The organism is Actinomadura sp. NPDC048021 (assembly GCF_040653135.1).
GTDB lineage: Bacteria > Actinomycetota > Actinomycetes > Streptosporangiales > Streptosporangiaceae > Spirillospora > Spirillospora verrucosospora.
This window is the reverse complement of sequence record NZ_JBEZJQ010000006.1, coordinates 248,729-262,427: the sequence shown is the minus strand read 5'-3', so window position 1 is coordinate 262,427 and position 13,699 is coordinate 248,729. Positions and strand designations below refer to the sequence as shown.

Genomic DNA, 13,699 nt, shown 5'->3' with positions numbered 1-13,699 from the left:
CTTTGTCGTAGAACCCTAGCGGTCCACGGTTATTCGGACGCGCGGAGTCGTCGGCACGTTCAGTTCGTGCGGCGGGCGCGGGGAAGCGTGCGGAACGGCGGGAGCTTCTCGCCGGTGAGCCCGAGCGCGTACGCCACGACCCGGCTGGACCAGCGCTGGCAGCCGACGGCCAGCGCGTACAGGGCGCGGGGGTACCGGCCGGTGAACGGGATGACCAGCCAGCTGAGCGGCATGACGACCACGAGGGCCGCGTACATGATCAGCATCACAACCAGGTGCGGGACCACCAGCAGGCCCCTGAGCAGGGTGAGCCAGCGCCGCGGGCCGCGCCAGGCGGCCGGGAACGGCAGGTCGACGAGGACCGTCTCCGCGTCCGGGCCGGGCTCGCGCGCCGCCGCGACCGCGGGGGCGGCGGCCTCCGGCGCGGGCCTCGGAGCCGGGACCTCGACGGCCGCGGGGCGCGCGCCGTCCGGCTCGGAGGCGGGCTCCGCGGCCGGATCCGGCCCCCGCCACGACGCCGAGATCGTCTCCACGGCCTGGGTGAGGTCGGCCTTCTCCTGCCCGACGAGCAGGGTCAGCAGCCGCCGCGCCGTCGGGCGGTCGCGCGGGTCCTTGCCGAGCGCGGCGGCGACGACCTCGCGCAGCCGCGGGTCGAGGCCGGCGAGGTCGGGCTCCTCGTGCTCGATGCGGCGGAACGTCTCGGCGACGGTCCCGCTCTGGAACGGGGGGCGCCCGGTCCCGGCGTAGGCGACGACGCAGCCCCACGCGAACACGTCCGACGCCTGCTCGACCGGTTCTCCCCGCAGCACCTCGGGCGCGATGTAGGACGGCGTCCCGACGAACTGGCCGGTGCGGGTGGGGCCGTCGGGGGCGTCGAGGGCGCGGGCGATGCCGAAGTCGATGACGCGGGGGCCGGTGGAGGACAGCAGGACGTTGGCGGGCTTGAGGTCGCGGTGCACGATCCCGGCGCCGTGGATGGCGGCGAGCGCGGTGGCGACGCCGACCGCGAGGCCCTCCAGGTCGGAGCCGGGCAGGGGGCCCCTGTCCCCGACGGCCTTCTCCAGGCTCGGCCCGTCGATGTACTCGGTGACGATGTACGGCGGGTCCTGGTCGAGCTCGGCGTCGATCACGGGCGCGGTGCAGAACCGGTGGACGCGCCGCGCCGCGGTCACCTCGCGGCGGAACCGGGCGAGGAACGCCGGCTCCCCGGCCAGCTCCCGGTTGACGACCTTCACCGCGACCCGCCGGCCGTCGGGCTCGGCGGCCAGGTAGACCGTCCCCATGCCGCCGCGGCCGAGCCGCCCGAGCAGGCGGTACGGGCCGAGGACGCGGGGTTCGTCGTGCTCCAGCGGTCCGGCGGCGTACGTCGTCATGGGGGGCGGCGCTCCTTGAGAGATCGTTCGTCCGGGGGCCAGCCTAGGGGAGGCCGCGGCGCCGGGCGGGACCTCAGGGGATCAGCAGGAGCTTGCCGGTGCTGCGCCTCGCCTCGAGGTCGGCGTGCGCCGCGGCGGCCTCGGCGAGGTCGTAGCGGCGGCCGACGTGGACCTTCACGGCACCGGACTCCACCCACGCGTAGACGTCGGCGGCGCGCTCCAGCAGCTCCGCGCGCTCCTCGACGTAGTGGGCGAGGGACGGCCGGGTCAGGAACACCGATCCGGCCCGGTTGAGGCGCTGGGGGTCGAACGGCGGGACCGGGCCGCCCGCCGCGCCGTACAGGGCCAGGGTGCCGCGCCGCCGGAGGCTCTCCAGGCTCCCGTCGAAGGTGGGCGCCCCGACGCCGTCGTACACGACGGCGACGCCCTCGCCTCCGGTGAGCTCCCGCACCCGCTCGGGGAACCCGTCGTAGCCCATCGTGGCGTCCGCGCCCGCGTCCTTCGCCAGGCTCTCCTTCTCCGGGGTGGACGCCGTCGCGATCACCCGGGCGCCGAGGGAGACGGCCGCCTGCGTGAGCAGCAGCCCCATCCCGCCCGCCCCCGCGTGCACGAGGACGGTGTCGCCCTCCCGGACCGGATACGTCGACCTCGTCAGGTAGTGCGCGGTCATGCCCTGCAGCAGCGACGCCGCCGCGTCCTCCAGGCCCACCCCGCCGGGGACGGGGACGACCTTGTCCGCGGGGACCACGGCCTTCTCCGCGTAGCCGCCCTGCACGTTCGCCCACGCGACGCGGTCGCCCGCCGAGAACTCACGGACGCCCTCGCCGACCGCCGCGACCGTCCCGGCCGCCTCGACGCCGGGCGTGTAGGGGGTCTCCTGCGGGTAGGCGCCCGTCCGGTAGTACACGTCGATGAAGTTGACCCCGGCCGCCGCGACGTCGATCAGCACCTCGCCCGGCCCGGGCACCGGGTCGGGGCGCTCGGACGCCTCCAGGACCTCGGGGCCGCCGGTGCGGGTGATGACGATCGCGCGCATGTCGTTCTCCTGACGGGTCGGTTCGCGTGGACGCTCCCGGAGAACCCCGGCGCCCCCGCGGGCTATTCCGCCGGCGGGACGGTCACACCCAGTCGCGCATGGTCCGGCTGACGAGCGTCACGGCCTCCTCCACGCGCGCCGCGACCGTCCCGGCGTCCCAGATGTCCTGGCGGGCGCAGTCCTCGAAGGCGACCTTGGTCGCGGCCAGGTAGAACGACACGACGATCCGCGGCCGCAGGTCCCGCTCCATGTCGACGCCCTCGCGGCGCGCGATCTCGGTGGCGAGCGCCTCCGCCGACGCGGAGTAGCGCGCCATCTGCGCCGCCATCAGCGACGGCGTCGCCTCGATCACCTGCCGGACGCGGCGGAACCGGGCGCCGTCGGCCGGGTCGCTCTCGGCGATCGTCCGCAGGACGACGCGCAGCGACTCGAACAGCGCGGTGAACGGCCGCTCCTCGGGCGGGCGGGCCGCGAGGGCCTCCTCCAGCACCTGGTCGTGCTCGGTGAGGAAGCTCGTGACCACGTCCTCCTTGGTGCCGAAGTAGCGGAAGAAGGTGCGCTGCGACACCTCCACCGCCGCCACGATCTCGTCGATGGTGGTCGCCTCGTAGCCCTGGGCGAGGAACAGGTCCAGGGCCGCGTCGATGAGCGCGAGGCGGGTCCGCTGCTTCTTGCGCTCGCGCAGCCCGGCCAGAGCGCGGCCCTGCTCCGGACCGTGCCCCTGGGCGCGGGGGTGTGTGTGGCCTGACGGGTCGCCGGCGGGGACGGCGCTCATCGGCTCGCTCCTTCTTCTTTGGCTGACGCGGGCGGCGCCCGCCTCACAGAGGCTTCTATCACGGACGGAGCCTCCGTATGCGGGCCAGGTTCCGGGGACCGGAAACCACCTGCGCGGTGATTGGCCCGTATCCGGACGGCGCGTTACACCGCTTCTGCGGACCATCCCCTAGCGGCCGGGGTACACCCGTCCCCACTCTTGGGATTCTCCCCGCACGGCGGCCGGATCGGAGTCATGCTGAGGAGCGGTCACCAACCGTCGCCGGATGGTAGCTCAAGGTCATGCCGGCGGCTCGGACCAGCTGAGGCGGCTGATGTGTCTGTAGTCGGTGGGCGGGAGATCGCCGAGATGCGCCGGCGTCACCTCGCGGCGCTCGCGCGCGAGGTCGAGGCCCGGGGCCTGTCCTGGCGGTTCGCCGGGCCCGGGGAGTCCCTGCTGGCCGTCTACGCGCCGGGCACGGGGCGCCACGTGATCGTCCTCGCCACGCCGTGCGGCGACGGCTGGTACTACCTGTGGCCCTCCGGCGGCATGGCCGACGCGGCCCGGCCCGGCGAGGTCGCCGACCATGTCCGCGCCCTTCTCGGCTGACCCCGCCTTGCTCCCCGGGCCCGGGGTTCCCTAGACTCCATACCGAACGTCTGTTCGAGAACGAGGTCCGCATGCTCCTTCCCCCGTGCGGCGAGCGCGAGGGGGAGGCAGATGACGCGCGTGTTCGGCGATCCGGTGGACGTCTGGGTGAGCGACGGCCGTCCGGTCCGGTTCGTCTGGCGTGGCCGGCTCTACACCGTCCGGCGGGTGCTGGAGCACTGGGTCACGACCCGCGACTGGTGGCGGGAGCGGCATCCGGACGGTGAGGCCGCCGGCGAGCGGGAGTTCTGGCGGATCGAGGCGACCCCGGACCGGGAGATCGGCGTCTACGAGCTGCGTTATGACGTCGCCGCCGACAGTTGGTTGCTATCCCGGGTATGGGACTGACGTGCATATTCATGTCGCTTCGTCCTATTCGCTCCGGTTCGGCGTCGCGCCGCCCGCGGCGCTGGCGGAGCGCGCGGCGGTCCTCGGCATGGAGACGCTGGCGCTGACCGACCGCGACGGCCTGTACGGCGCCGTCCGGCACGTCCGGGCGTGCGCCGACGCGGGGATCGGCGCCGTCGTCGGCGCCGATCTCAGGGTCGCCTCCACCGGGGAGGAGCGCGTGGTCGTCCTCGCCGAGGGCCGCGCCGGGTGGCGGTCGCTGTGCCGGCTGGTGACGGCGGCGCACGCGGCGGGCGACCGCGGCCGCCCGCTGGTGACCAGGGAGATGGTCGCCGCGCACGCCGAGGGCCTCATCGTCCTGCTCGGCCCGGCCTCGGACGTCGGCCGGGCCCTCACCGGGCGCCGCCCGGACGTGGCGGCGGCCCGGCTCGCGGCGTGGCGCGCCGCGGCCGAGACCATGATCGAGATCGTCGACCACCGCGACAGGGGCGACGGGCCCCGGGCGGCGCGGATGCTCGCGCTCGCCCGCGAGGCCGGGGCGCCCGCCGTCCTGGGCAACGCCGTCCGCTACCTGGACCCGTCCGACCACCCGGTCGCGCAGGTCCTGGACGTGACGCGCCGCCTGGTCCCGCTCGACCGGCGGCACCTGGACGACCGCACCGGCCAGGCGTACCTGAAGTCGATCCCCGAGATGCGCCGGGTCGCGGAGCGGAGCTGCGGCCCGGACGAGGCCGACGCGCTGCTCGCGGCCACCCGGCGGCTGTCGGAGCGCTGCGTCCTCGATCCCGGCCGCGACCTCGGCACGGACGAGGTCCACCTGCCGGCCGTCGAGGGCGACCCGCACGCCCGGCTCGCCGCCCGGTGCGCGGAGGGGATGGCGCGGCGCGGGCTCGCCGGGTCGCGCGAGGCGGCGGCCCGGCTCGACCAGGAGCTCGGCGTGATCGGGCGCAAGGGCCTGGCGCCGTACTTCCTCACCGTCGCCGACGCCGCCGCGCTGATCAGGGCGCGCGGCATCCGCTGCGCGATCCGCGGCTCGGGCGCGGGCAGCCTGGTCAACTACCTGGTCGGCATCGGCGACCTGGACCCGCTGCGGCACGACCTGGTGATGGAGCGGTTCCTCGCCGACAGCCGCGAGGGCCTGCCCGACATCGACCTGGACGTGGAGTCGGCCCGCCGGCTGGAGGCCTACCAGGCGCTGTTCGACCGGTTCGGCGCCGACGCCACGGCGTGCGTGTCGATGATGGAGACCTACCGTGCGCGCAGCGCGCTGCGCGACGTCGGCAACGCCGTCGGGCTCCCGCCGCACGAGATCGACGCGATCGCCAAGGCGTTCCCGCGGATCCGGGCGAACCAGATCCGCGCGGCCCTGGACGACCTGCCCGAGCTCCGGCAGAGCAACCTGGCGGCGGGCCGCCTGGAGGTGCTGTTCCGGATCGCCGAGCGCCTGGACGGGCTGCCCCGCCACATCGCCATGCACCCGTGCGGCGTCCTGCTGTCGAACCCGGGCCTGCGGGACCGGGTTCCGGTCGAGCGCGCCGCCGTGGGGTTCCCGATGAGCCAGTTCGACAAGGACGACGTCGAGGCGATGGGGCTGCTCAAGCTCGACGTGATCGGCGTCCGGATGCAGTCGGCGATGGCGCACGCGGTGGCGGAGGTCGCCCGGGTGACGGGGGAGGAGATCGCGCTGGAGGACGTCCCGCGCGACGACCCCGAGACGTACGCGCTGGTGCGCACGTCCCGGACGCTCGGCTGCTTCCAGATCGAGTCGCCCGGCCAGCGGGAGCTGATCGGACGGCTCCAGCCCCGCGACCTGGACGACCTGGTCATCGACATCTCGCTGTTCCGCCCCGGCCCGGTCAACTCCGACATGGTGACGCCGTTCCTGGAGGCCCGCGCCGGGAAGCGGGAGCCCGGCTACCCGCATCCCGACCTCGAACCCGCGCTGCGGGAGAGCCTCGGCGTGGTCGTCTTCCACGAGCAGGTGCTGCGCGTCATCGACGTGATGACCGGCTGCGGCCTGTCCAGGGCGGAGGCGGCGCGGCGGAGCCTGAACCACGAGCGGGGCCAGGCCGTGGTCGGCGCCTGGTTCCGCGAGCGGGCGCTGGCGCGCGGGTACGACGGGGCGACGGTCGAGCGCGTGTGGCGGATGCTGACCGCGTTCGGCGCGTTCGGCTTCTGCAAGGCCCACGCCGCGTCGTTCGCGCTGCCCACCTACCAGTCGGCCTGGCTGAAGCGGCACCACACGGCCGCCTTCTACGCCGGCGTCCTCACCCACGACCCCGGCATGTACCCCAAGCGGGTCATCCTCGACGACGCCCGGCACTTCGGCGTCCCGATCCTTCCGCTGGACGTCAACCGCTCGGAGGCCGACTGGCGCGCCGAACCCGTCCCGGCGGGCGGCCGGGCCGGGATCCGGGTGGCGCTGAGCGAGGTCAGGGGCATCTCCGACGCCGAGATCGGCAGGATCGCCGAGGCCCGGCCGTACCGGTCGCTGACCGACTTCTGGCGCCGCGCCCGGGTGTCGCGCCCGATCGCCGAGCGGCTGGTCCTGGCGGGCGCGTTCGACGCCCTCCACGAGGGCGTCCCGCGCCGCGACCTGCTGTGCCGCGTCGGCGCCCTCGACCGGGTCACCGCCCGTCCCGCGCCCGTCCCGGAGGGCCAGCTCCCCCTCGGCCGCGAGGACGGCGACGAGATTCCGGCGGGTGCGGAGACGGGGCCGGAGGAGGAGATCCCGGCGGGCGGGCTGCCGCCGATGACGCCCGCCGAGGTGGTCGAGGCGGAGCTCGACATCCTCGGCATGGACGTGAGCCGGCACGTCATGACCTTCTACGCCGGGCTGCTCGCCGGGCTCGGCGTCGTCAGCGCCGCCGACCTGCCGGGGCGTCCGGACAAGAGCGAGGTCCTGGTCGCCGGGGTCAAGGTGGCGACGCAGACCCCGGCGGTCAGGTCGGGGCAGCGCGTCATCTTCGCCACGCTGGACGACGCGACCGGCCCGGTCGACCTCACGTTCTTCGAGTCGGTGCAGGACAGGTGCGCCGCCACCGTGTTCGGCTCCTGGCTGCTCGTCGCCCGGGGGCGGCTCCGCCGCGCCGGAGAGCGCGCCGTCTCGATCACCGCGAACGCCTGCTGGGACCTGAACGCCCTGCACGAGGAGTGGCGCCGCGGCGGCCCCGACGCCGTCCGCGCGGCCATGGCGGGCCCGTCCGGCCGGAGCCGCCCGGTGGGCCGCCGCGTCGTCCAGCCCACGGGGTTCGCGATGTCGCCGTACTCCGACATCGGGCACGCGGGGCCGGCCATCAAGCGCCCTCCGAGAACTCCGCTCTGGCACACCAGCCAGGGAAGTTCCGGCCCCCCGCCCGCCTGACCCGCGCGGCCCGGTCCGGGCGGGTCACCGGGTGATCTGGATCCGGGTGATCTGGAAGACGGTCGCCATGCACAGGGCGGCGGCGAGGGCCTGGAAGGCGGCCGCCGCGACGCCGACGTGCACGTCGAGGCGGGCGTCGGCGAGCGTCTCGACGCTGCCGTGCGTGAACACGCGCCCGAGGACCAGGCCGAGCAGGGCGCAGCCCCACCAGCCCCCGACGACGAGCCCGGCGGCCTGGCGCTCGGCCGTCCGGTACCGGCCGCTGTTCACCCACACCTCGTAGACCATCCGGGGCGGCAGCCACAGGTTGACGACCGGGAGGAACCAGCCGAGCAGCACCCAGGCGCGGTGGTGGCGGTGCGGCCCGGGGGACTGGTGGAACGCCCGCCACAGCCAGGTCAGGTACAGCAGGCCGGTGACCCCGGCCATGATCGCGCCGATCGTGAACACGTCCCCGTAGGGGGCGAGGGCCTTGCCGGTGGCGGCGGCGTCATAGCTGTCGTGGGTCGCGCCGTGCAGCGGCTGCGCCAGCCTGAGCAGGCTGATCCCCGAGCCGAGGGCCACGAACGCGTTGAAGCCGAGCAGCATGAACACCGCCACGCCGACGGCCCGGAAGTCGCGGCGCCGCGCCCACGCGCCGCAGGCCGGGCACCGGTCGACCTCGGTCGGGATGATGTCGCCGCACAGCGCACACGGCATGATCCACCTCCCCAGGGCCTTTGCTGTTGGCTGTTTTGGATACTACGTACGTTTGACCGGCGCGGCCCAACGGGAGTTCGGGCCCTTACAAGATCGTCACATGGGGAGCACGAGCCGGGTGACCGCGCACGTCGCGGCCGCGGTGACGGCCGCCCAGGCGGCGAGGCGCCCGAGGCCACCTGTGGACAGCAGCCGCTCGGGACGGAACCGGGTCACCGCCAGCAGCGCCCACCACTCGGCGGCCAGCGCGATGCTCGCGTACAGCGACCCGAGACCGATCAGCGAGAAGAGCAGGACGGTCCCCGCCGGGGTCACGGTGTGCGCGAACAGGGCGGGCCCCCTCGACGGTCCGCGCATGCCGCGCCGCAGGGCCAGCAGGACGGCGCCCCAGCCCGCGGCGCACAGCACCCACACGACCAGGACCGTCACGGGCAGTCCGTTCATTGACTCCGGTGCCAGTGCCGAGCCTCCCCCGTCTTCCGCGCTTTCCCCGTCTGCGTTCCCCTGCCGGGCCCGTCAGGTCATCAGGCCCGACTCCCAGGCCCACGCCGCCGTCGCGACCCGGTTCCGCGTCTCCAGCTTGCGGTTGACGCTGCCGAGGTGCGTCTTGACCGTGGAGAGCGACACGTACAGCTCCGCGGCGATCTCCTCGTTCGTCCGGCCGCGCGCCACGAGCCGGACCACGTCCAGCTCCCGCTCGGTGAGCGGCTCGCGCGGCTGGACGGGGCGCGCGGGCCGCCTGGCCAGGTGCTCCAGCAGCCGGACGGTGATGGACGGCGACACCAGCGACCCGCCGTTCGCCGCCGCGCGGACGGCCTCCACCAGCAGCGCGGGCCCGCTGTCCTTCAGCAGGAACCCGACCGCGCCGCCGCGCAGCGCCCCGTAGACGTACTCGTCCATGTCGAACGTCGTGACGATCACGATGCGGGGCGGGTCGGGGACGCCCGGGCCGGCGAGGGCGCGGGTCGCCTCCAGCCCGTCCATCCGCGGCATCCGGATGTCGAACAGGCACACCTGCGGGCGCAGGCGGCGGGCCAGCGCGACGGCCTCGGCGCCGTCGGCGGCCTCCCCGACGACCTGCATGTCGGGCTGCGAGTCGACGATCATCCGGAACCCGGTCCGGACCATCTCCTGGTCGTCGGCGATCAGTACGCGGATGGTCACCTTGCCGATTGTGTCAGCATCCCCGGTCATCCGTCCGATACGGGGAGGCGTGCGACGACCTCCCACCCGCCCTCGGGGCGCGGGCCCGCGTGCAGCCGCCCGCCGAGCGCGCCGACCCGCTCGCCCAGCCCGGTGAGCCCGAACCCGCCGGACGGCAGCCGCCGGCCGCCGCGCCCCCGCCCGTCGTCCCGCACGGCGATCTCGACGTCGGCTCCGACCCGCGCCAGCGTGACCCGCACGGACGCGGCGTCGGCGGCGTGCTTGCGGACGTTGGTCAGCGCCTCCTGGACGACGCGGTGCGCCGACGCCGCGACCTCCGGCGGCAGCGTGCCGAGGCCGGGCTCCAGCGTGAGCGCGGCGGGCGGGTGGGCGAACCCCTCGACGAGATCCCTGAGCCGTTCGAGGTCGCCGACGGGACGGGTGCTGGAGCCGCCGTCCGGGAGGGCGTCCCCGTCCGGGGCGTTGACGTTCTGGGCGTCGCGCAGCAGCCCGACCATGCGCCGCATCGACGTGAGCGCCTCGGTGCCGGCCTTCTCGATCTCGCCGAGCATCCGGTCGAGCTGCTCCTGCGTCTGCGCGGCGCCCGACCGGGCCGTGAACCGCGCCGCCTGCGCCTGGACGACGATGCCGGTCACGTGGTGGGCGACGAAGTCGTGCAGGTCGCGGGCCAGCTCCAGCCGCTCGTCCCGGCGCGCCGAGGCCAGCGACCTGGCCCGCCGCGCGTCCAGCGCCCGCAGGTAGAGGCCGACGCCGAGCGCGACCGCCACGGTGATGCCGAGCGGCGCGGTGAACAGGGCCGCCGCGATCAGCGACCAGCGCAGCGGGGTCGCCAGGACCGCCGCGGCGAGCAGCACCGCGACCGGGACGAGCCGGTCGCGGCGGGCCTTCCACACCACCCGCGCGAGGATGATCAGCAGGCCGCCGATCTCCGCGAACAGGCTCGGGGCGCCGGCCGCGGGCCGCACCACCGCGCCGAGGCAGAGGGTGCTGAGCACCGACAGCGCCCCCGCCCCGGCCGCCCACACCAGGAGGCCGCGACCGGAGACCGCCGCGACGTTGGCCACCAGCGCGACGAACACCATCCACAGGGCGGAGGGGTCCCGGAACGCGGCGGCCGTGCACCCCAGCAGGTACAGGGACGCGAACCCGGCGTACGCCGCGCGCACCAGGCAGCCGCCCACCGAATGGATGCGGTCCAGACGTGCCCCAACGTCGCTCACGTTCAAGCAGCGTACGACCCGATGCGGATCCCCGGATCGGCCATTCGGCCGATCCGGCGCCCCCGGTACCGGCTTCGCGTCCGATGCGGCGGGGCGGCGGCGCGGCGCAGGCTGGGGGCATGTACCTGATCTACGTTCCCCTCGCCGCCGTGTTCGCCGCGTTCGTGGTCTACGGCGGCGTCGTGATGCCCGCCATGGAGATCGCCGAGTCCGTCCGCGACCGCCGCCGCACCCGCCCGCCCGACAACGTCCTGGATCTGCGCCCGGCCGGCGGGCCGTCCGCGGCGGGAGAGCGGGAGGAGGCGGCGTGAGCGAGCCCGTCCTGTCCGGCCGCGGGCTGGTGAAGCGGTTCGGGACGGCCGTCGCGCTGGACGGCGTCGACCTGGCCGCGGGCCGCGCCGAGGCCGTCGCGATCATGGGCCCGTCCGGGTCGGGCAAGTCGACGCTGCTGCACTGCCTCGCCGGGATCCTGAAGCCGGACGCGGGGGAGGTGCACCTGCTCGGCCGGCGGATCGACACGCTCGGCGAGCGCCCCCGCAGCGCGCTGCGCCGGAGCCGGTTCGGCTTCGTGTTCCAGTTCGGGCAGCTGCTCCCCGAGCTGCCCGCGGTGGAGAACGTCGCGCTGCCGCTGATGCTGAACGGGACGCCGAGGCGGGAGGCGGTGCGGGCGGCGCGGGACTGGTTCGGGCCGCTCGGGCTGGACGGGCTGGAGCACCGGCGCCCGGGCGAGCTGTCGGGCGGCCAGGCGCAGCGCGTCGCGATCGCCCGCGCGCTCGTGCCCCTCCCGGCCGTCGTGTTCGCCGACGAGCCGACCGGCGCGCTCGACCAGGCGACCGGCCACGAGACCATGCGGCTGCTCGTGGACGCCACCAAGCACAACGGCGCGTCCCTGGTCGTCGTCACCCACGACCCTTCGGTGGCGGCCTGGTGCGACCGCGTCGTGGAGGTCCGCGACGGCCGCGTCCGGCCGCCCCTGGAGAGGACGGCCTGATGCGCACGGCGGTGGAACTCTCCTGGCGCCTGCTGCGGGGCGGCGGCCGGAACGACATGCTGGGATCGCTCCTGACCCTCGCCGCCGTGGCCGTCTCGACGGGGCTCCTGCTGTTCGCGGTGGGCGCCGACCACGCGTTCCTCCAGCGCGCGCACGCCGACGCCTGGCGGCATCCGGGGAGGCCGGCCGCGAACCCCTCCATGATCGAGGCGCTGTCGACCGACTACGTCCGGGGCCGGCCGATCACGGTCGTCGACCTGGCCGCGCTGGAGGGCGACGCCCCCGTCCCGCCCGGCATGCCCCGCTTCCCGGAGCCGGGCGAGGTGTGGACGTCGCCCGCCCTGGGCCGCCTGATGCGGGACCTGCCCACCGACCGGCTCGCCCAGCGGTTCCCGTCCCGGGCGGGGACCCTCGGACGCGACGCGCTCGTCCATCCCGGAGAGCTCGTCGCGGTGGTCGGGCGCGCCCCGGCCGATCCCGCCATGACCGCCCGCCGGGGCGCCGCCGACCACCTCGGGACGACCGGCGGCCCGTCGCGCGTCGACCGGTTCGCGACCGGCGCGTCCTGGTCGGCGGGCGTCTACCTGCTGCTGGCGGGCCTGGCGTCGGTGCTGATGGTCGTTCCGCTGCTGGTGTTCGGCGGCGCCGCGGCCCGGCTCACCGTGGCCCGCCGCGACGGCAGGCTCGCGGCGCTGCGGCTGGTCGGCGCCACTCCCGGCCAGGTCGTCGCGATCACCGCGACCGAGGCCGTGCTGACGGCCGCCGCGGGCGCGGCGGCCGGGCTCGTGCTCTACGCGGCGGCGGTCCCGCCGCTCACCCGGGTCACGATCGCGGGCGGCGGCTGGTTCGCCGGTGAGCTGTGGCCGAGCCCGCCCGTCCTCGTGGGCCTGCTCCTGGCGGTGCCCGTGCTCGTCGGCGCCAGCGCCGTCGCCGGCCTGCGCCGCGTGGTCGTCAGCCCACTCGGCGTCGCGCGCCGCGAGACCCCGCCCGGCATGCGGGCCGTCCGGATCGTCGCGCTGCTCGCCGTCGTGACCGCGTTCGGGGCGGTGGGCGGCGGCCTGGTCGACATGGGCCGGGCGGGCGTGATCGTCCTGATGGTCTTCCTCGTCCTGGCCTTCCTCGCGATCAACTTCGCGGGCCCGTGGGTGGTGGCGATCATCGGCCGCGTGGCGGTAGGGACGGCGCGCGGCCCGGCCCGGCTGCTGGCCGGGCGCCGCCTCGTGGACGACCCGCGCTCGGCCTGGCGGACGGTCGCCGGCGTCGCGCTGACCGGCTTCGTCGCCGGGTTCCTCGCCCTGCTGAACGCGCACCCGTCCGCCGGTGAGCCGCGGGACGAGCTGAGACTGGCCGTCCCGTACGAGCGGTCCGCCGCCGTCGCCGAACGGGCGGAGGGCAGGCTCGCCGGTCTCGACGCGGGAGTGTCGGTGCGCCGGATCGAGACCGGGAACGTCCCGCCCGCCCCCGGCGCCCGCGCCGCCGCGACCGGCGTCGTGACGGTCACCGTCCGCGGCGGGCCCGCCGCGGTCGACCGGGCCCGCACGGCGCTGACCGGGCTCGTCCCGGGCAGGGTCGCCACGACGCCGGCCGACGACGAGGTGACCGGCGACTTCCTGGTGGCCGACCTGCGCACCGGCGCGCTGGTCGTCCTCGCCGTCTCGTTCCTGGTGGGGATCACCAGCGCGGGGATCACCGGGGCGTCCGCCGTCCTGGACCGCAGGCGGACGTACGCGATGCTGCGCCTGGCGGGCACGCCCCTGTCCGTCCTGGACCGGGCGCGCCGCCAGGAGACGCTGATCCCGCTCGCCGTGATGGGCGGCGGCTCGCTGCTGACCGGCATCCTCTTCGGGCTGCCGTTCGCCCAGGGGGTCGGGCTCTCCGGCCTGGCCGGGCTCGCGGGGTTCGTCGTCCTCGGCTTCGGCGGCGTCCTCGGCGCGAGCGTGCTGAGCCGTCCGCTGTTGCGCTCCGTGACCGCCGTCCCTTCCCCGCGCCCCGACTAGATCGAATAAGGGTTCGAGAATGTCAGACCCTCCGCGTAGCGTTGACCTTGTGATTCGGAAGACATCGGGAACAGATGTCGAACCAGATCGCTTTCAACGACGTAC

13 protein-coding genes are annotated in these 13,699 nt (G+C 75.4%); 6 read left to right on the top strand and 7 right to left on the bottom strand.

What is annotated here, in order from left to right; genetic code table 11:
• Positions 1–59: 59 nt before the first annotated feature.
• From AB0C87_RS12935 to AB0C87_RS12925, 3 genes are all read right to left on the bottom strand, one after another.
• Positions 60–1,373: a DUF4389 domain-containing protein gene (locus AB0C87_RS12935; protein WP_345175828.1), complete on the bottom strand. Its 1,314-nt coding sequence runs from the start codon at positions 1,371–1,373 to the stop codon at positions 60–62.
• Between the two features lie 73 nt (positions 1,374–1,446).
• Positions 1,447–2,409: a quinone oxidoreductase gene (locus AB0C87_RS12930; protein WP_345175825.1), complete on the bottom strand. Its 963-nt coding sequence runs from the start codon at positions 2,407–2,409 to the stop codon at positions 1,447–1,449.
• Between the two features lie 82 nt (positions 2,410–2,491).
• Positions 2,492–3,184, bottom strand: a complete 693-nt coding sequence (locus AB0C87_RS12925) for a TetR family transcriptional regulator (RefSeq protein ID WP_345175824.1) — start codon at positions 3,182–3,184, stop codon at positions 2,492–2,494.
• A 315-nt stretch (positions 3,185–3,499) separates the two neighbouring features.
• Here AB0C87_RS12925 and AB0C87_RS12920 point away from each other — a divergent pair, with 315 nt between their 5' ends.
• The 3 genes from AB0C87_RS12920 (at position 3,500) to AB0C87_RS12910 (ending at position 7,523) form a co-directional block, all read left to right on the top strand.
• A complete protein-coding gene (locus AB0C87_RS12920) occupies positions 3,500–3,772 on the top strand; it encodes a hypothetical protein (protein WP_353830967.1) in 273 nt (90 codons plus the stop codon).
• 111 nt (positions 3,773–3,883) lie between these two features.
• Entirely contained in the window at positions 3,884–4,159 is a 276-nt protein-coding gene (locus AB0C87_RS12915) for a DUF6504 family protein (RefSeq protein WP_345175822.1), read from the top strand.
• A 1-nt stretch (position 4,160) separates the two neighbouring features.
• Positions 4,161–7,523: a DNA polymerase III subunit alpha gene (locus AB0C87_RS12910; protein WP_360577501.1), complete on the top strand. Its 3,363-nt coding sequence runs from the start codon at positions 4,161–4,163 to the stop codon at positions 7,521–7,523.
• Positions 7,524–7,547: 24 nt separating this feature from the next.
• Here AB0C87_RS12910 and AB0C87_RS12905 read toward each other — a convergent pair whose 3' ends face one another.
• The 4 genes from AB0C87_RS12905 to AB0C87_RS12890 all read right to left on the bottom strand — a co-directional run bounded on the left by AB0C87_RS12905 (position 7,548) and on the right by AB0C87_RS12890 (position 10,606).
• Positions 7,548–8,222, bottom strand: a complete 675-nt coding sequence (locus AB0C87_RS12905) for a DUF4328 domain-containing protein (protein WP_345175819.1) — start codon at positions 8,220–8,222, stop codon at positions 7,548–7,550.
• 96 nt (positions 8,223–8,318) lie between these two features.
• A complete protein-coding gene (locus AB0C87_RS12900; RefSeq protein ID WP_353830965.1) occupies positions 8,319–8,666 on the bottom strand; it encodes a hypothetical protein in 348 nt (115 codons plus the stop codon).
• A 72-nt stretch (positions 8,667–8,738) separates the two neighbouring features.
• Positions 8,739–9,386, bottom strand: coding sequence for a response regulator transcription factor (locus AB0C87_RS12895; RefSeq protein ID WP_360358376.1), 648 nt, complete (start codon positions 9,384–9,386; stop codon positions 8,739–8,741).
• 26 nt (positions 9,387–9,412) lie between these two features.
• Entirely contained in the window at positions 9,413–10,606 is a 1,194-nt protein-coding gene (locus tag AB0C87_RS12890) for a histidine kinase (protein ID WP_345175815.1), read from the bottom strand.
• 119 nt (positions 10,607–10,725) lie between these two features.
• Here AB0C87_RS12890 and AB0C87_RS12885 point away from each other — a divergent pair, with 119 nt between their 5' ends.
• From AB0C87_RS12885 to AB0C87_RS12875, 3 genes are read left to right on the top strand one after another with little or no spacing between them, the layout of a single operon-like run.
• The gene (locus AB0C87_RS12885) at positions 10,726–10,917 is read left to right on the top strand and encodes a hypothetical protein (RefSeq protein ID WP_345175814.1); all 192 of its coding nucleotides are present in this window, start codon (positions 10,726–10,728) and stop codon (positions 10,915–10,917) included.
• The gene (locus AB0C87_RS12880) at positions 10,914–11,597 is read left to right on the top strand and encodes an ABC transporter ATP-binding protein (protein WP_345175812.1); all 684 of its coding nucleotides are present in this window, start codon (positions 10,914–10,916) and stop codon (positions 11,595–11,597) included. The genes AB0C87_RS12885 and AB0C87_RS12880 overlap by 4 nt, the downstream gene beginning before the upstream one ends.
• Entirely contained in the window at positions 11,597–13,594 is a 1,998-nt protein-coding gene (locus tag AB0C87_RS12875; protein ID WP_360577498.1) for an FtsX-like permease family protein, read from the top strand. Before AB0C87_RS12880 ends, AB0C87_RS12875 begins: the two co-directional genes overlap by 1 nt.
• Positions 13,595–13,699: the final 105 nt, after the last annotated feature.

What these genes read in the sequence shown, in the direction of transcription:
- AB0C87_RS12875 (WP_360577498.1), top strand. Translation starts at nt 11,597, where the DNA reads ATGCGCACGGCGGTGGAACTCTCCTGGCGCCTGCTGCGGGGCGGCGGC.
- AB0C87_RS12925 (WP_345175824.1), bottom strand. Translation starts at nt 3,184, where the DNA reads ATGAGCGCCGTCCCCGCCGGCGACCCGTCAGGCCACACACACCCCCGC.
- AB0C87_RS12935 (WP_345175828.1), bottom strand. Translation starts at nt 1,373, where the DNA reads ATGACGACGTACGCCGCCGGACCGCTGGAGCACGACGAACCCCGCGTC.
- AB0C87_RS12900 (WP_353830965.1), bottom strand. Translation starts at nt 8,666, where the DNA reads ATGAACGGACTGCCCGTGACGGTCCTGGTCGTGTGGGTGCTGTGCGCC.
- AB0C87_RS12915 (WP_345175822.1), top strand. Translation starts at nt 3,884, where the DNA reads ATGACGCGCGTGTTCGGCGATCCGGTGGACGTCTGGGTGAGCGACGGC.
- AB0C87_RS12905 (WP_345175819.1), bottom strand. Translation starts at nt 8,222, where the DNA reads ATGCCGTGTGCGCTGTGCGGCGACATCATCCCGACCGAGGTCGACCGG.
- AB0C87_RS12885 (WP_345175814.1), top strand. Translation starts at nt 10,726, where the DNA reads ATGTACCTGATCTACGTTCCCCTCGCCGCCGTGTTCGCCGCGTTCGTG.
- AB0C87_RS12930 (WP_345175825.1), bottom strand. Translation starts at nt 2,409, where the DNA reads ATGCGCGCGATCGTCATCACCCGCACCGGCGGCCCCGAGGTCCTGGAG.